The sequence below is a fragment of the Actinoallomurus soli genome, from assembly GCF_024055715.1.
Classification (GTDB): Bacteria; Actinomycetota; Actinomycetes; order Streptosporangiales; family Streptosporangiaceae; genus Actinoallomurus; species Actinoallomurus soli.
In genome coordinates, this window is sequence record NZ_JAMXMV010000007.1 from 408881 (window position 1) to 425287 (window position 16407).

At 73.2% G+C, this 16407-nt stretch carries 15 protein-coding genes; 8 read left to right on the plus strand and 7 right to left on the minus strand.

The genetic code is table 11. The features are described from left to right. Positions 1-231: 231 nt before the first annotated feature. The 4 genes from NDW01_RS20600 (at position 232) to NDW01_RS20615 (ending at position 4832) form a co-directional block, all read left to right on the plus strand. Entirely contained in the window at positions 232-1461 is a 1230-nt protein-coding gene (locus NDW01_RS20600; protein ID WP_252822875.1) for a glycosyltransferase, read from the plus strand. A gap of 328 nt (positions 1462-1789) precedes the next feature. Beyond that, a complete protein-coding gene (locus NDW01_RS20605) occupies positions 1790-2434 on the plus strand; it encodes a D-sedoheptulose-7-phosphate isomerase (protein WP_252822876.1) in 645 nt (214 codons plus the stop codon). Further along, entirely contained in the window at positions 2431-3867 is a 1437-nt protein-coding gene (rfaE2, locus tag NDW01_RS20610; protein WP_252822877.1) for a D-glycero-beta-D-manno-heptose 1-phosphate adenylyltransferase, read from the plus strand. Before NDW01_RS20605 ends, rfaE2 begins: the two co-directional genes overlap by 4 nt. Further along, positions 3864-4832 carry a UDP-glucuronic acid decarboxylase family protein gene (locus NDW01_RS20615; RefSeq protein ID WP_252822878.1) on the plus strand — a complete coding sequence of 323 codons (969 nt, stop codon included), beginning with the start codon at positions 3864-3866 and terminating at the stop codon, positions 4830-4832. Before rfaE2 ends, NDW01_RS20615 begins: the two co-directional genes overlap by 4 nt. Positions 4833-4920: 88 nt before the next feature. Here the strand turns inward: NDW01_RS20615 and NDW01_RS20620 are convergent, their stop codons facing one another. The 6 genes from NDW01_RS20620 to NDW01_RS20645 form a co-directional block, all read right to left on the minus strand. Continuing rightward, entirely contained in the window at positions 4921-5187 is a 267-nt protein-coding gene (locus NDW01_RS20620) for a hypothetical protein (RefSeq protein ID WP_252822879.1), read from the minus strand. A gap of 70 nt (positions 5188-5257) precedes the next feature. Beyond that, positions 5258-6211 (minus strand): LLM class F420-dependent oxidoreductase, encoded by a 954-nt coding sequence (locus NDW01_RS20625; RefSeq protein ID WP_252822880.1) that lies wholly within the window; start codon positions 6209-6211, stop codon positions 5258-5260. Between the two features lie 69 nt (positions 6212-6280). Then, positions 6281-8017, minus strand: coding sequence for an ABC transporter permease (locus tag NDW01_RS20630; protein ID WP_252822881.1), 1737 nt, complete (start codon positions 8015-8017; stop codon positions 6281-6283). Beyond that, positions 8017-8742, minus strand: coding sequence for an ABC transporter ATP-binding protein (locus NDW01_RS20635; RefSeq protein ID WP_252822882.1), 726 nt, complete (start codon positions 8740-8742; stop codon positions 8017-8019). Before NDW01_RS20635 ends, NDW01_RS20630 begins: the two co-directional genes overlap by 1 nt. 2 nt (positions 8743-8744) lie before the next feature. After that, positions 8745-9251 carry a PadR family transcriptional regulator gene (locus tag NDW01_RS20640; RefSeq protein ID WP_252822883.1) on the minus strand — a complete coding sequence of 169 codons (507 nt, stop codon included), beginning with the start codon at positions 9249-9251 and terminating at the stop codon, positions 8745-8747. A gap of 123 nt (positions 9252-9374) precedes the next feature. Continuing rightward, entirely contained in the window at positions 9375-10112 is a 738-nt protein-coding gene (locus tag NDW01_RS20645; RefSeq protein ID WP_252822884.1) for a hypothetical protein, read from the minus strand. Between the two features lie 198 nt (positions 10113-10310). Here NDW01_RS20645 and NDW01_RS20650 point away from each other — a divergent pair, with 198 nt between their 5' ends. Then, positions 10311-12206, plus strand: coding sequence for an N-6 DNA methylase (locus tag NDW01_RS20650; protein ID WP_252822885.1), 1896 nt, complete (start codon positions 10311-10313; stop codon positions 12204-12206). 38 nt (positions 12207-12244) lie between these two features. Continuing rightward, complete coding sequence (locus NDW01_RS20655) at positions 12245-13822, plus strand: serine/threonine-protein kinase (protein ID WP_252822886.1); 1578 nt, start codon at positions 12245-12247, stop codon at positions 13820-13822. A gap of 63 nt (positions 13823-13885) precedes the next feature. Here the strand turns inward: NDW01_RS20655 and NDW01_RS20660 are convergent, their stop codons facing one another. After that, entirely contained in the window at positions 13886-14167 is a 282-nt protein-coding gene (locus NDW01_RS20660; protein WP_252822887.1) for an MBL fold metallo-hydrolase, read from the minus strand. Positions 14168-14516: 349 nt separating this feature from the next. On the opposite strand from NDW01_RS20660, the gene NDW01_RS20665 reads away from it, so the two are divergent. Beyond that, entirely contained in the window at positions 14517-15530 is a 1014-nt protein-coding gene (locus NDW01_RS20665) for a glycoside hydrolase family 11 protein (protein WP_252822888.1), read from the plus strand. Positions 15531-15554: 24 nt separating this feature from the next. Continuing rightward, positions 15555-16407 (plus strand): polysaccharide deacetylase family protein (locus tag NDW01_RS20670; protein WP_252822889.1); only part of this gene is annotated, 853 nt, incomplete at its 3' end.

Sequence of the window (16407 nt, forward strand, 5' to 3'; positions counted from 1 at the left end):
TTGTTAAGGCTTCTGAGAGCGGGTAACTGGCCCTCAGCGGCGTCTTGGACGCGGCTGAGGGCCACCTCACGGTGCGTTTCCGCAGTTACACAAGGCGTCGCAGGATTTGCCACGAACTGGACGAAGTCCCACTTCAGGACGTCGATCAGGTCTTTGCTGCGACGAGTCAGTGTTTGAGACAGCCCTCCTCGGCAACGGCGACCGGTAGGCCCGCTGATAAAGGAGTGACTCTTGAACATCGACATGGTCTCGGAGCACGCCAGTCCGCTAGCGACGCTGGGGGGCGCTGATGCCGGAGGCCAGAACGTCCATGTGAGGGCGCTCGCCGTCGCGCTGGCGGAGCGTGGTCACGAGGTGGTCGTTCACACCCGTCGCGACGACGCCGACCTGCCGGACTCGGTGCCGTTCGCGCCCGGGGTGAGGGTCGAACACGTGCCGGCGGGCCCGCCGCGTCCGATCCCCAAGGACGACCTGCTGCCGTACATGGCCGACTTCGCGGCGCGCCTGGGACGGCGGTGGCTGAGCAGACCCCCCGACATCGTCCACGCCCACTTCTGGATGAGCGGGCTCGCCGCCCTCGGCGGCGCCCGTGAGCACGGCGTGCCGGTGGTGCAGACGTTCCACGCCCTCGGCCGGGTCAAGCGCCGCTACCAGCGGGACGCCGACACGAGCCCGCCCGGGCGGGTGCGCCTGGAGGGCCAGGTCGGGCGCGAGGCCACCGCGGTGGTCGCGACCTGCACCGACGAGGTACGGGAGCTGGGCGCGTACGGCGTGCCGCCGGACCGCGTCTTCGTCGTGCCCTGCGGGGTCGACACCGAGCGCTTCCACCCTGAGGGCCCCGTGGCCGAGCGCGGCGGCGCACGGCCGCGCGTCCTGACGGTCGGCCGGCTGGTCCCCCGCAAGGGCGTGGACACCCTCATCGAGGCGATGCGCCGGGTCCCGGGCGCGGAACTGCTGATCGCGGGCGGCCCGGAGCACTCCGGACTGCGCGACGACCCGGAGGCGCGCCGGCTGATGGGCCTAGCGGAGGAGCACGGCGTGGCCGACCGCGTCGTCTTCCTGGGCCGGGTCGCGCACGACGCGATCCCGGCGCTGGTCCGCTCGGCGGACGTCGTCGTCTCCGTCCCCTGGTACGAACCGTTCGGCATCGTCCCGATCGAGGCGATGGCCTGCGGTGTGCCGGTCGTCGCCTCGTCGGTGGGCGGGCACCTCGACACCGTCCTCGACGGCGTCACCGGGCTGCGTGTGCCGCCCCGGCGACCGGACGAGCTGGCCGCGAGCCTGCGCCGGCTGCTCGGTGACTCCGGCCTCCGGCGTTCCCTGGGCCGCGCGGCGGCCGAGCACGCACTCGGCCGCTACCCGTGGACACAGGTAGCGGCCGAGACCGAGGCCGTCTACGAACGTGTGATCGCAACGGCGTGCGAACGGCCGGCCTTCGTCGCGGAAGGAGCACGGTCTTGACTTCTCTCCCGGCTGAAGCCGAGCGATTCAGCCCTCGCGGGCTGAGCTCTCTGCTTCACCGCCCATTGCCGACCCGGCTAACCGGCACGGGACGGAGTGCCGCCCATCGGTCTTACACAGGCTCCACAGACCTGACATCCCGCCAGCCCAGCGGTAGACCCAGCGGGCTTGGTCATCACCTGCCGGGCAGTGCTCACGTTAGCGCTCATCCGCAGGCCCGGCGGAAGGTCATGGAAATCCGTCTAGGCGGATTCCCGGTCCTTGCCCTGCTCTGCCGGGGTCCGGTTCCTTCCCCGCCTGTAGGCGGGGGTCTCCTCGGAGGTATGTGATGACTGCTGACGCACATCTCACCGCGCTCGAAGAAGCGCTGCGGCGATTCCAGGCCCAGACCCCCCGCCTCGAGAGCTGGGGGCGGCGATTGGCCACCGTCCTGGAGGGCGGCGGACGCCTGCTCGCCTGCGGGAACGGCGGCAGCGCCGAACAGGCCCAGCACCTCACCGCCGAGCTCGTCGGCCGGTACCAGACCGAGCGGCGGCCGTTCGCGGCGATCCCGCTGCACACCGACATCTCGGCGCTGACCGCGATCGGCAACGACTACGGCACCGAGGAGATGTTCGCCCGGCAGGTCCGGGCCCACGGCCGGCCCGGCGACGTGCTGATCTGCCTGTCCACCAGCGGCAGCAGCCGCAACGTCATCGCCGCCGCCAAGGCCGCCACCGAAGTCGGCGCACACGCCTGGGCGCTCACCGGCCCCGGCCCGAATCTCCTCGCGGGGGTCTGCGCCGAGGCGATCACCGTGGAGGCACCGTCGACCGCCACCGTCCAGGAGGTGCACCTCGCCGCCATCCACATGTTGTGCGCCGCGGTGGACGCGGTGGTGTGCGGGACCGGCGACGGCGCGATGGCCCGCGGGACCGGTGACGGCGCCCGCCGCGTGATGGACGTGGGCCGCGAAGCCGAGGAGACCGTATGAGGGGCGGCCCGCTGGTCGTCGTCGGCGACGTCCTGCTCGACGTCGACCTCGAGGGGTCCGCCGAACGACTGACCCCGGACGCCCCCGTTCCCGTCGTCGACTGCCGGCGCGAGCATCACCGCGCGGGCGGCGCCGGCCTGGCCGCGACCCTGGCCGCCCGCCTGACCGGGCGGGACGTCGTCGTGGTCACCGCGCTCGGCGACGACCGGTCCGGGCGGCGCGTCCGCGACCTTCTCGCCCGGCACGTCGAGGTCGTCCCCCTCCCGATGCGGGGCACGACGCCCACCAAGATCCGCGTCCGCGCCGCCGGGCAGTCGCTCGTCCGGCTCGACACTGGCGACGGGCGCGCGGCCGACGGACCGGTCGACCCGCGGGTCGCGACCGTGCTGGAGGGGGCCGGCGCCGTCCTGGTCTCCGACTACGGGCGCGGCGTGACCGCCCACCCCGAGCTACGGCGGCTGCTGGCGGCCCTGTCCGGTCGCACGCCGATCGTGTGGGACCCGCATCCGCGCGGGGCCGCACCGCTCCCCCGTACCCGTCTCGTGACGCCGAACCGCGCCGAGGCCCGCGCCTTCGCCGGCGACGAGCCGACCGCCGGTGACGGGGGGTTCGCCCAGGCTTCGCGGGACGCCGCCACGCTGGTGGAACGCTGGCAGGTGGGCGGCGTCGCCGTGACCCTCGGCGACCGTGGCGCGCTGCTGTCGGTCGGCGACGGGGTTCCGTTCGTCGCCCCCGCCCCGGAGACCGGGATCACCGACCGGGCCGACACCTGCGGCGCGGGCGACTCCTTCGCGGCCGCCGCCGCCCACGTGCTGCGCGGGGGCGGACTCGTCACCGAGGCGGTGACCGAGGCGGTGCGGTACGCGAGCGCGTTCGTCGCCGCCGGTGGCGCCGGCGCCGTCTTGGGCACCGATGCGGCTCCGGCGGCTCCGGAGCCGCCCGCCGCGCCGGCCGACGGCGAGCCCTGGGAGGTCGTCGAGCGGGTCCGCGGGCGCGGCGGCCGGGTCGTGGCGACCGGCGGTTGCTTCGACCTGCTGCACGCCGGTCACGTCACCATGCTGCGGGAGGCCCGCCGCCTCGGCGACTGCCTGGTGGTCTGCATCAACTCGGACGCGTCCGTACGGGCGCTGAAGGGGCCCGACCGGCCGGTGGTGACGGCGAGCGACCGCGCCCGTGTCCTGTCGGCGCTGGAGTGCGTCGACGCGGTCGCGGTCTTCGACGAGCTGACGCCCGTCGACGTGCTGGAGCGCCTGCGCCCGGACGTGTGGGTCAAGGGCGCCGACTACTCGGGCGGCGACCTGGTGGAGGCGGACGTCGTCCGCCGCCACGGCGGAGAGGTCGTCCTCCTTCCCTATCTCGATGGTCGTTCGACGAGCCGTCTGGTCGCGCGGGTCCGCGAGACGGCGAGCACTCTCGGAGGTGAGACCCGATGACGGAACGGGCGGTGGTCACCGGCGGGGCGGGGTTCCTCGGCTCGCACCTCTGCGAACGCCTCCTCGCACAGGGCGCGTCGGTCATCTGCATGGACAACTTCCTGACCGGCTCCCCGCAGAACGTCGCCCACCTGATGGGCCGTCCCGGGTTCCGGCTCATCGAGTGCGACGTCACCGGCTTCGTCCACGTGCCCGGCGACGTCGACCTGGTGCTGCACTTCGCGTCGGCGGCCTCTCCCATCGACTACCTGAAGCTCCCGCTGGAGACGCTCAAGGTCGGCGGGCTCGGCACGCTGCACGCGCTCGGCCTGGCGCGGGAGAAGGGCGCGCGGTTCATCCTGGCCTCGACGAGCGAGGTGTACGGCGACCCGCTGCGGCACCCGCAACGCGAGGACTACTGGGGCAACGTCAACCCGGTCGGGCCGCGCAGCGTGTACGACGAGGCCAAGCGCTACGGCGAGGCGCTGACGACCGCGTACCGCAACAGCCGCGACGTGAACACCGGCATCGTCCGGATCTTCAACACGTACGGCCCGCGGATGCGCCCGCACGACGGCCGGGCGATCCCGACGTTCATGCGCCAGGCGCTGCTCGGCGAGCCCCTCACGGTCGCCGGCGACGGTAGCCAGACCCGGTCGATCTGCTACGTCGACGACACGGTGAACGGCATCCTCGCCCTGGCCCGCAGCGATCTTCCCGGGCCGGTCAACATCGGCAACCCGGAGGAGATGACGATCCTGGAGCTCGCGGAGGCCATCCGCGACCTGGCCGGATCCGACTCGCCGATCGAGTTCGTCGACCGGCCCGTCGACGATCCCGGCGTGCGCCGCCCGGACACCACCCTGGCCCGCGAACGCCTCGGCTGGCGGCCCGCCGTGCCGCGCGACGCCGGCCTGCGCCGGACGCTTCAGTGGTTCGCGGCCGAGCTCGGCGTCGAGGCGTCCGCGCGCGCCACCGGGACGTGAGAACCGGTGCGGCCACACGCGACGAGGCCGGTGCGGATCTTCCGCACCGGCCTCGTCGCGGTCTGCCTGGTTCGAGTCGCGCCGGGTGTCATTCCTGCCGGGGGGCCTCGTCGCGGCGGTTCACCTGGGCGGGGCTGCCGGCGACCACGCCGCCCGTGTTGTCGCCGCGCTTGGTGCCCTGGCCACGCGCGCCGCTCTGGGTCGGGTTCCGGGACGCGCGGATCACCATGAAGATCCACGTCATGATCACGAGTACGGCCGCGATGCAGCCGACGATCCCCAGCACGCCGACGCTCGTCACATGGCCGAGTGGGTTGTGAGTCGCCCCGATATAGGCGACCTGGTGGTACGGCATGGCGTTCCCTCCTCGTCGGTCCCCTACCCTCGCCGCCGATCTCACACCTTTCGGGCGGGCGGACTTACGGTCAGGTGAGTTCGGGCAGGACCTGCTCGGCGTAGAAGGAGAAGAACTCCTCCTGGTCCGGGCCGATCTGGTTGACGTAGACCTCGTCGTAGCCCGCGTCGACGTACGCGCGGACCGCCTGGATGTGCCGCTCCGGGTCCGGGCCGCAGGGCAGGTTCTCTTCGATCATCTCCTCGGTGACGACCTGCGACAGCTCCTCGAAGTGCCGCGGCAGCGGCAGCAGCTGGGCGGCCTCGCCGGGGAGCTGCTCGTTCGGCCACAGCCGGTGCGCGGTCTTGCGGGCGCTCGCGGCGTCCCGGCCCCAGCAGACCTTCAGGCCGCCCTGCGCCGGCTTGCCCGCACCCCCGGCCGACCGGAAGGTCTCCAGCAGGTCCCGGTCCGGCATGGTGCACACGAACCCATCGGCGATCCGCCCCGCGAGCGTCGCGGCCTTGTCCCCGAAACCGGACATGTAGATCGGCGGCGGCTCGTCGGGAAGGGTGTACAGCCGGGCCGTGTCGACGTTGTAGTGCCGCCCGTGGTGGCTGACGAGCCTCCCGGTCCACAGCTCCCGCATCACCTCGACGGCCTCTTCGAGCATCTCCTGGCGTTCCTCGGCCGGGGGCCAGCGCGACTCGACGATGTGCTCGTTCAGCGCCTCCCCGGTGCCCACGCCGAGCACGAACCGGCCGTCGGTGAGGACGGCGCTGGTCGCGGCGGCCTGCGCGACGATCGCCGGCGGCGTACGGACCAGCGGGCAGGTCACCGCCGTCGTGATCGGCAGCGAGGTGACCTGGGACAGGGCGCCGATGACCGACCACACGAACGGGCTCTGCCCCTGCTCGTCGAGCCACGGATGGTAGTGGTCGGAGATCCACAGGGCCTCGAAGCCCGCCTGCTCGGCCAGCTTCGCCTGCCGGACCAGTTCTTTCGGCGAGTGCTCTTCACACGAGAGGAAGTATCCGAATTTGGCCATGCTCCCCCGATTCCCCGGCCACGCCGTCGAAACCCGCGGGCGGGACGGCGCCCCCGGCGGACCGCCGCGTCACTCGGCGCGCAGGGCCTCGGCGATGGGACGCCGGCCGGACAGCCGGGCGGGCAGGGCGGTGAGCAGGGCGACCGCGACGATCGTCCCGGGGATCACGGCGGGCAGCCAGGCGTACGGGATCGCGTTCCCGCCCGGAACGCCCGCGGCGGCCCGGGCGCCGGCGTAGACGACGAGCCCCAGCGGGATCCCCAGCGCGCCGGCGAGGGCCGCCGGGAAGAGCTGTGCCGCCGACAGTCCCGCCGTCACCTGGCCCGGTGTCGCGCCGAGGGCGCGGACGAGCGCGCCCGGCCGCCGGGCGTCGACCGAACCGGCCCACGCGATCAGTACCGCGTTGACCGCCGCGAGGAGCAGGAGCGCGAGCGTCATGATGAGCACGACGTCGTTCACCTGCCGGGTCACCGGGTTCTCCGCCCCCGGCACGAACATCGGGCCGGTGGCCCCGGCGTCCTTACGGGCGATGTCGCCGTGCAGGGCGATCGCCGCGACCACCATCGCCGCGGTGACCGCCAGGCTGGCCAGCGCGAGCGCGGACCGGCGCGGCCGCCGGGCCGCCAGCCGCAGGCCGATCAGCAGCGGCACGGGGAGCCGGGCGGACAGCCGGATCAGCCCCGCCGAACGCCGTGGCGCGCGCGCCGGACCGGCCAGGGCGCGCACGGTGCTCATCCTGGTCCCCCGGACGGCGGGGACCACGGTCGCCACCCCGGTCACCAGCACCGCGACGGCCAGGACCAGGACGGCGGTCCCGGCGGTCAGGCCGGGACGGTGCCCCCCGATCAGTCCCGCGCTCGGCCGCGCCAGGAGCGGCGCGGCCGCCCGGCCGGCGACCAGGCCGACGGCGGAGGCGGCCACCGCCAGGACGACGTACTCGGCGAGCAGCACGGCCGCGACGATCCGGGGCGTCGCCCCCACGGCCTTGAGCAGGCCGACGCGCCGCGTCTGGTCGGCGAGACGCCCGCCCACGAGGACGGTGACGCAGGCGACCGCGAGCAGGGCGAGCGCCCAGGTCCCGACCATGAGCGCCCGGTCGACGAGGTGCAGTTCGGCGGTCGCGTACGCGCCCATGTCCTGCCAGGTGCGGACGCCCCGGTGGGCGGTGGCGAACGCGGGGGCGGCGGCGGGGTCCGCCAGGCGGAGCGGCATCACGTGGGAGGTCACCGGCCGGCCGAGCCGGCGAAGGTCGGCCCTGGTGGCCCAGACCAGCCCCGGGGTGCTGGAGGGATAGGGGACCCGGCCGGCCGTCACGGCGACGCCCGCGACGGTCAGGCGGCGGCCCGCGATGGTCAGCGCGTCGCCGGGCCGTACCTTCAGGGCGGTGGCGAAGGCGCGTTCGACGACGACCCCGCCGCGGCGCGCCCACGTCCCAGAGGTCAGCCGCGGCCGGTCGACGGGCCCGCCGGCGCCGTCGCGGCCCTGCACGACGGCGGCGACGCGGACGTCCCGGACCCGCAGGTCGTCGACGGAGACCATGGCGTACGGCCCGGCCGAGGCGGTCACGCCGGGGGCGTGCGCGAGCGCGGCGAGGTCCGCGGCGCGCTCGGACGTCGCCACGGCGTCGGGCCCGGCAGTCGCCGCGCGCGTGCGCTCCCAGGGCCGGTCGGCCGCGCCGCCGACCGTACGGCCGAGGGCGAGCGTGGTCGTGGTCGCCGCGAGCGCGATCAGCAGGATCAGCGCCTCGGCCCGCCGGCGGCGCAGGTCGCGCAGCGCCAGCCGGGCCACCAGTACGAGAGCGCCCATCAGCCCTCCAGCCCCGCGAACGCGCCGAGCCCGCCGCCGGCGCCGGTCAGGTTCGTCCGGCCGACGAGCGCGCCGTCCCGCATGGTGATCACGCGGTCGGCGGTGGCCGCGACCCGTGCGTCGTGCGTGACCAGCAGCAGCGTCTGGCCCTCGGCCCGCAGGGCGGCGAACAACCGCAGCACCTCGGTGGTCGCGGCGCTGTCGAGGTTGCCGGTGGGCTCGTCGGCCAGCACGATCCGCGGGCGGCCGATCAGGGCGCGGGCGACCGCGACCCGCTGCCGCTGCCCGCCGGACAGCGCCGCGGGCAGATGCGCCGCCCGCTCCGCAAGGCCGACCCGCTCCAGCAGCGCGGCGGCGTGCCGCCGCGCGACGCGGGGGCTCACGCCGGCGAGCAGGGCGGGCAGCTCGACGTTCTCCCGCGCGGTGAGCTCGTCCACGAGCTCGAACGCCTGGAACACGAATCCGATCGCGTGCCGGCGCAGGCGTGCGAGCTCGGTCTCCGACATGCGGTCGATCCGCCGGTCGTCCAGCCACAGCTCCCCGCCCGTCGGCCGTTCGAGGCCGCCGAGCAGGTGGAGCAGCGTCGACTTGCCGCATCCGCTCGGCCCCACGACGGCCACGGTCTCGCCGGCCTCCACGTCCAGGTCGACGTGGTCGACCGCGCGGACCAGCCCCGTTCCCCTGCCGTACTCCTTGCGCAGCCCGCGAGCCCGCAGTGTCACCATGGTCAGCCCTTCCGCTCCCAGTACCGGGCGCAGGCGTCGAGCCAGCGCAGGTCGGCCTCCAGCCGCAGGGTGACGCCCTCGATGAGCAGCGCCGCCGCCGAGCCGTCCGGCTCGTTCAGGGCGGCGCGCTGGACGTCGGCCAGCCGGCGCAGCAGTTCACCGCGCTGGGCCTCCACGAGGTCCACCGGGTCGGCGAGCCGGGCCGCCGCGGCGGCGACCAGCTTCAGGTGGAACTCGCTCGGTCGGCCCCAGGTCAGGTCCGTGAGCCAGGCGCCGACGCGCTCGCGGCCCTCGGCCGTCAGCGCGTACACCTTCCGGTCGGGCCGGTGGGCCTGGCCGACGTGCTCGGCCGTGACCAGGCCGGCCTTCTCCAGCCGGGTGAGGGTGACGTAGACCTGCCCGGCGTTGAGCGCGTCCCCCATCGGGCCGAGGGCCTCCTGAAGCCGGGCCCGCAGCTCGTAGCCGTGGGACGGCTCCTTGGCCAGCAGCGCCAGCACGACGTCCTGCACGAGTGATCACCTCTAACGGTTAGCCATATAGATAACGGCTAGCCATCAGAGACGCAAGCGGGAACTCATGAGTCCGCCCCGGCGGTCGCCCGCCCCCGCGATGGCGGCCGCCGGGGCGTGCGGTCAGCTCGCGGCCTGGACCTTCTTCGCGATCTTCGCCGCCATGGTGACCGCGGCGGCGCCCTTGTCCGCGTGGCTGGAGCTGTACAGCGTGGTCACGACCGCGTCGCCGACCCGGACGGCCGCCAGGGTCATGCCGCCCTCCCAGGTGGGGGACGTCTCGACGGCCTTGAGGCCCTCGTCACCCGCGCCGTGCAGGATGACGGTCCGCAGCCTGACCTTGACCGGCGTGCCGCCCGACCGGTCGGTGAACGTCGCGCAGTGGGCGAACACCTTGCGCAGTTTCGCCATCACCTGGCGCGCGCCGTCGCCCTTGTAGGTGTCGATCTCCTGCGCGATCTGCTGGCTCTGCGAGGCGTCGCCGTAGTCGTTCTGCGCGAAGGCCGCGCCGTTGAGGTTCGCGACCCGGATCCAGGAGGTCTGGCCGAGCACCTCGCAGGCCTTCGCGGCCGGAACGGGGCTGTTGGCGACCTGCATGTGCCCGTCGCCGGTGTCCCGCGAGCCGTCGGGGCTGAGGTGGAAGCCCTTCGGCATCGCCGTGGCCGGCAGCAGGAGGGTCTTCAGGGTGGAGCCCTTCAGCGCCTTCGTCCCGGCCGCCGCCGTCGGCGCGGAAGAGGCCTTGGAACCGGCCGAGTCGTCCTTACCGCCGCCGCTCTGGCAGCCGCCCACCGCGAGAACGGCGGCCGAGGCGGCGGCGAGGACGGCGCCGGTCCGGACACCACGGGCAGGGGGGATCTTCATCTCCGGTCTCCAGGCTGGAAGTAGTTGATCATGCTCACCCGGAGCCTGATGGTTCCGGCGATCGCCAAGAAAAGCACATGTGAATCCAATTAACAACTGAGACGGGTGTGGTCGACTGTTCGATCGGAGGGCGGTAACGTGATCACGTGGCGGCCGTACGCCGGGTCGCGTGCTGGACCGTGAAGGGAACGACGCACCGTGCAGGACGAGGCAACCGTCAGCGCCGCGGACATCGCCCGGCTGGCGGGCGTCGGCCGGGCGGCCGTGAGCAACTGGCGCCGCCGGCATCCCGACTTCCCCCAGCCCGTCGGGGGCACCCCGACCAGTCCCGTCTTCGCGCTCGCCGACGTCGAGGCGTGGCTGCGCGACCAGCACAAACTCGACGAGCTCCCGCTGGAGGAACGGGTCTGGCAACGGCTGCGGGCCGAGGCCCCCGACGATCTGCGCGTCGCCGAGGTCCTGGCCGACGCGGGCGAGCTGCTCCTGGACCACCATGCGGCCGGCGCCCCGCCTGCCGGGCGATCCCCGGAGCCGCTGAGCGCCGAGACGGCCCGGGCGGTGACCGAACTCGCCGCCGCCCGTGGCCCGGTCGCGGCGTTCGAGTTCCTCTTCGGCCGCTACCGGGAGACGCAGGCCCGCCGTGTCTCGGCCACTCCCCCGGAGATCCCCGCGCTGATGGCGGCCCTCGCCGGCGACGCCCGTACCGTCCTCGACCCCGCCTGCGGCACCGGTGATCTCCTCCTCGCCATGCTGGGCGACTCCGGCGAGCCGCGCCGTCTCCTGGGCCAGGACGCCGACGGGGACGTCACCCGGCTCGCCGCCGTCCGGCTGACCCTCCTCGGCGCGGACCCCGGCGTCCGGGAGGGCGACTCGCTGCGAGAGGACGCGTTCCCCGGTGTCCTGGCCGACGCCGTGCTGTGCGATCCGCCCTTCCACGAGCGCGCGTGGGGGCACGAGGAGCTCAGGACGGACCCGCGCTGGGAGTACGGCCTGCCGCCGCGCCTGGAGCCGGAGCTGGCGTGGGTGCAGCACGCCCTCGCGCATCTCGGGCCGGGCGGGCGCGCGGTGGTCCTCATGCCCGCCGTCGCGGCCGGACGCCGTTCGGGCCGCCGCATCCGGGCCGAACTGCTCCGCAAGGGAGCGCTGCGCGCCGTGGCCGGCCTGTCCGCGACCCACCACCTCTGGATGCTGCGGCCTCCCGAGGACACTCCCCCGGCGACCGTCCTGATGATCGACAGCGCCGACCCGGAGACGGTCGTCGCCACGTGGCGGCGGCACGCGAACGACCCCGGCCACGACGAACCGGGCGTCAGCCGGGCCGTTCCCGTCATCGACCTGCTGGACGAGGAGGTCGACCTCACGCCGTCCCGCCACATCTCACCCGCCCGGACCGACCACACCGCCGAGCGCTTCACGGCGACCCACGACCGCCTGGCCGCGACGCTCGGCAAGGCCGGCCGCCTCGTACCGGCGCTGTCCCCCGCGGCCGAGCGCCGCGAGGCCCGGTCGGTCCCCCTGTCGGAGCTCGCCCGCATCGGGTACCTGACGATCCACCAGGCGCCGATGCGCGGGGACACCGAGGACGGCGGCGACGATCCGCCCCTGCTCACCGCCGAGGACGTCGCCGAGGGCCGCGCCCCGACGGGCCGGGCCGCGCGCGGCGACACCCGCTGGATCCCCATCCAGGCCGGCGACGTGCTGGTCGCCGCGGTCGCCCGGAGGTTCGTCGTACGGGTCGCCGAGACCGGCGGACCGCTGCTCGGGCCGCAGCTGAGCCTCCTGCGCGTCGACCCCCGGCACCTGGACCCGCACTTCATCGCGGGCGTCCTGCGCAGCTCCGCGAACGCCCGGACGTCCATCGTCCAGTCCACCGGGACGATCGGCCGCGCCGACATCCGGCGCGCGCAGGTGCCCCGGCTGCCGCTGGAGGACCAGCGCCGGTACGGCGCCGCGTTCCGCCGCATGGCCGAGTTCGAGTCGGCCCTGCGCTCCACCGTCGCCATGGGCACCGAACTGGCGCAACTCCTGGCCGACGGTGTCGCCGAAGGCACCCTCGCTCCCCCGAACGAGACATCTCCCCCCGCGAACCCGTAGGGTTCGGGCGTCGATCACCACGGCGAGGGGACGGGACGTTGGGGCCGCACACGGTGCTGGCCGGGCGCTACGAGCTGCTGAGCCCGCTCGGCCGCGGCGGCATGGGCCAGGTCTGGGAGGGCGAGGACCGGCGGCTGAAACGCCCGGTGGCCGTCAAGCTCCTCACCGACGACGCCCTGGCCGGCCACACCGACCCGGACGAACTCGCCCGCCGGTTCGCCCGCGAGGCCGCCGTCACCGCCGGGCTGCGGACCCCCGGCGTCCCCGCCGTCTACGACGCCGGCACCTACGAGGACGGGCTGTTCCTCGTCCTCGAGCTCGTCAAGGGCCGTACACTCGGCGACCTCATGGCCGAGGAGGGGCCGCTCCCGGTCGCCTGGGCCGCCGGGATCGCGGCGCAGGTCACCGCCGTGCTGGCCGCCGCCCACCAGGGCGGCCTCGTCCACCGGGACGTGAAACCACAGAACCTCATGCTCACCGGCGACGGCGCCGTCAAGGTGCTCGACTTCGGCGTGGCCGCGCTCGTCGACCAGTCCACGATCTCCCGCATCACCCGGACCGGGCAGCCCGTCGGCACACTCGCCTACATGGCGCCCGAACAGCTGCACGGCCGGCCGGTGACGGCGCGCACGGATCTGTACGCGCTCGGGTGCGTCCTGTACGAGATGCTCGCCGGCCACCGCGTCTTCACGGCCGGCTCCCCGGCCGAGCTGATGCACCTCCTGCTCGAACAGGCTCCCGCCCCGCTGCACCGCGACGACCTGCCGCCGGACCTGAACGCCCTGCTCCGGCAGTTGCTGGAGAAGGACCCGGCGCGGCGGCCCGCGGACGCCCGGGAGACGTACGACCGCTTGATGCCCCACGTCGGCCCGCCGGGCCCGCTCGGGGACATCGATCTGACGGGCGGCCGGCAGAGCGGCACGCACCTGTACTCCCGCGCCCTCGTCCGGCTGACCGGCCCCCACGACCGGCCGCCGGTGATCGCCCCCCGGCCCACCTCCGCCGATCAGCCGATCCACAGGTCCTGGCCGGCGGCCCACTCCCACCCCTCCCACGCCGCGCCGTCATCGCACGCCGCGCCATCCCAGGCCGCGGCATCACACGGCACACCGTCGGCACACGCCGTGCCGTCGGCCGGGGTGCCGGCGGTGGGCGGCGGCTCCTGGCAGCCGGGCGGCGTGTCCGTCATGGGCGCGCCGGACCTCGGCGGTCCGCTGCCCGCCTACGGACCCCAGCCGGTCAGCGGGTGGCCGGATCCCCGAATGGCGGCCGGACCGCCGACGATGGATCCTCCGCGTGGATACGGCTGGAAGGTGCTGCACAGTCTCTGGATGCTGCCCACCCTGCTGCTGGGCCTGGGCACCTGGCTGTCGTTCGCCTACATCGCCGCCCGGCACCGGCGGCCGGCGTGGCTCGTCGCCGCCGCGATCTACCTCACCCTGACGGTCGTCGCCTTCGCGCTCATCGGCAGCGCGCCCCAGGACAAGGACACCCCGGCCTCGACGACGGGCATGGTGCTCTGGCTGCTCTCATGGCCCGCCGGAATCATCCACGCCCTCTGGGTCAACATCACGACCCGCCTGCGCCTGCGCGCCCAGCGCGACCGTCCGGCCTGACACCGAGCCCCGGCCCGACCGCCGGACGTGGGGTGACGCCTCTTCGGCCGCAAGAGGGGATCCTCAGCTCAGCTCGATGGCCTCACCCGCCTGGACTCGGTCGCCGAGGTCGGCCAGGTGCCGGGCGACGCCAGGGCAGGTGTGCACGGTCAGGTCCGGGTTCTCGCCCACCGCCGCACGCAGGCGATCAGCGTCGAGGTGGTCGAAGTGCTCATGGGTCACGAGAACGGCGTCCACACCGGTCAGAACCTCCGGCTCGGGCGTCATTCCCCCGGGATCGATGACGAGTGACCGGCCGTCCTTCTCGATGCGCACGCAGGCATGTCCGTACTTGACGAGCTTCATACGTCGATTCTGCGCTGTCGATCCATGCCCGGGTTCGATGATCGCTGAAAGCCGACCGAGCTTCGAAATGTTTCGAGTCGTCGCCTATTGAGCTCGAGATTTCATCGATTTTCACGCGATCACCACCTCGCCCATCTCTCAGACAGCCCAGGTCACCTGGCATGCAGGATAACGCGCCGTTCACGGACTTCCTGAAATCTTTCGAAATCTATCGTTGACGCGCTCTTAACACCGGCGCATACTCGCTCATCGATCGGCAGTTGCCGCCGTCAGAGCCGCCGCTTCGGCGGTTCCGGCGGCGGGTCGACGGCCGAGCCCTCGCCAGCGTTCATGAGGAGGAAACGCGCACATGAACGACGCCCCCGCACACCGCAAGATCCGCAGACGCGGCCGCACCAGATCGCTCGTCCGCACCGCCTGTGCCGTCGTACTCGCGGCGGCCGCCGCGATCATGCCCGGCACCGCGTACGCCGACACGACCATCACCTCCAGCCAGACCGGCAACGACGGCGGCTACTACTACTCGTTCTGGACCGACGGTGGCGGCTCGAGCTCGATGACCCTGAAGGGCGGCGGCAGCTACAGCACCCAATGGAGCAACGTCGGCAACTTCGTCGCCGGCAAGGGCTGGAGCACCGGCGGACGGCGCGCGGTGAACTACTCCGGCAGCTTCAACCCCTCCGGGAACGCCTACCTGTCCCTGTACGGGTGGACCACCAACCCGCTGGTGGAGTACTACATCGTCGACAACTACGGGTCCTACCGGCCCACCGGCACCTACAAGGGCACCGTCACCAGCGACGGCGGCACCTACGACATCTACGAGACCACCCGCTACAACGCCCCGTCCATCATCGGCACCGCGACCTTCAACCAGTACTGGAGCGTCCGGCAGTCCCGGAGGACCGGCGGCACCATCACCACCGGCAACCACTTCGACGCCTGGGCCAGCCACGGCATGAACCTGGGCACCTTCAACTACATGATCCTCGCCACCGAGGGCTACCAGAGCAGCGGCAACTCCAACATCACCGTCGGTGACTCCGGCAGCGGCGGTGGAGGCGGTGGTGGTGGAGGCGGTGGTGGCGGTGGCACCGGCGGGTGCACCGCGACGCTGTCGGCCGGCCAGTCCTGGAGCGACCGCTACAACCTCAACGTCGCGGTCTCCGGCTCCAGCAACTGGACCGTCACCGTCAACGTCCCCTCACCCGAAAAGGTCATGGCCACCTGGAACATCAACGCCGGCTACCCCAACGCCCAAACCCTCGTCGCCACCCCCAACGGCAGCGGCAACAACTGGGGCATGACCATCCAGAAGAACGGCAGCACCACCTGGCCCAGCGTCTCCTGCAGTTCGAGCTGACCAGGGTTTGAAGGAGTCACTCGGATGCGCATCAGACCGCTCCTGTCGAAACGCTCCCTGGTCACCGCCCTGGCCACGGCCGCGATGACCGTGGCGAGCACGGTCGCCGTCACGGGCGCCACCGTCCCGGCGCACGCCGCGACCTGCAACGGGTACGTCGGACTCACCTTCGATGACGGCCCCTCCAACGACCACACCCCTGCCATCCTCAGCGCTCTACGGCAGAACGGTCTGCGGGCCACGATGTTCAACGAGGGCCAGTACGCCGCCGCCTACCCGTCCCAGGTCCAGGCCGAGGTGAACGCCGGCATGTGGGTGGGGAACCACAGCTACACCCACCCGCACCTGATCCAGGAGAGCCAGTCGCAGATCGACTCGGAGGTCTCCCGGACTCAGCAGGCCATCGCCAACGCGGGCGGCGGCACCCCGAAGCTGTTCCGCCCGCCCTACGGTGAGACCAACTCGACCCTGCAATCGGTCGAGGCCAAGTACGGCCTGACCCAGATCATCTGGGACGTCGACTCCCAGGACTGGAACGGCGCCAGCACCGACGCCATCGTGCAGGCCAACTCCCGGCTCACCAACGGCCAGATCATCCTCATGCACGAGTGGCCCGCCAACACGCTCGCCGCCATCCCGCGCATCGCGCAGATGCTGGCGAGCAAGGGCCTGTGCGCCGGCATGATCTCCCCGCAGACCGGCCGCGCCGTCGCCCCTGACGGCGACGGCTCCGGAGGCGGTGGAGGCGGTGGTGGTGGCGGTGGCACCGGCGGGTGCACCGCGACGCTGTCGGCCGGCCAGTCCTGGAGCGACCGCTACAACCTCAACGTCGCGGTCTCCGGCTCCAGCAACTGGACCGTCACCGTCAACGTCCCCT

Coding starts and splice junctions, on each gene's coding strand:
- NDW01_RS20630 (WP_252822881.1), bottom strand. CDS start 8,017: ATGGGCGCTCTCGTACTGGTGGCCCGGCTGGCGCTGCGCGACCTGCGC.
- NDW01_RS20615 (WP_252822878.1), top strand. CDS start 3,864: ATGACGGAACGGGCGGTGGTCACCGGCGGGGCGGGGTTCCTCGGCTCG.
- NDW01_RS20645 (WP_252822884.1), bottom strand. CDS start 10,112: ATGAAGATCCCCCCTGCCCGTGGTGTCCGGACCGGCGCCGTCCTCGCC.
- NDW01_RS20660 (WP_252822887.1), bottom strand. CDS start 14,167: ATGAAGCTCGTCAAGTACGGACATGCCTGCGTGCGCATCGAGAAGGAC.
- rfaE2 (WP_252822877.1), top strand. CDS start 2,431: ATGAGGGGCGGCCCGCTGGTCGTCGTCGGCGACGTCCTGCTCGACGTC.
- NDW01_RS20635 (WP_252822882.1), bottom strand. CDS start 8,742: ATGGTGACACTGCGGGCTCGCGGGCTGCGCAAGGAGTACGGCAGGGGA.
- NDW01_RS20605 (WP_252822876.1), top strand. CDS start 1,790: ATGACTGCTGACGCACATCTCACCGCGCTCGAAGAAGCGCTGCGGCGA.
- NDW01_RS20620 (WP_252822879.1), bottom strand. CDS start 5,187: ATGCCGTACCACCAGGTCGCCTATATCGGGGCGACTCACAACCCACTC.
- NDW01_RS20625 (WP_252822880.1), bottom strand. CDS start 6,211: ATGGCCAAATTCGGATACTTCCTCTCGTGTGAAGAGCACTCGCCGAAA.
- NDW01_RS20665 (WP_252822888.1), top strand. CDS start 14,517: ATGAACGACGCCCCCGCACACCGCAAGATCCGCAGACGCGGCCGCACC.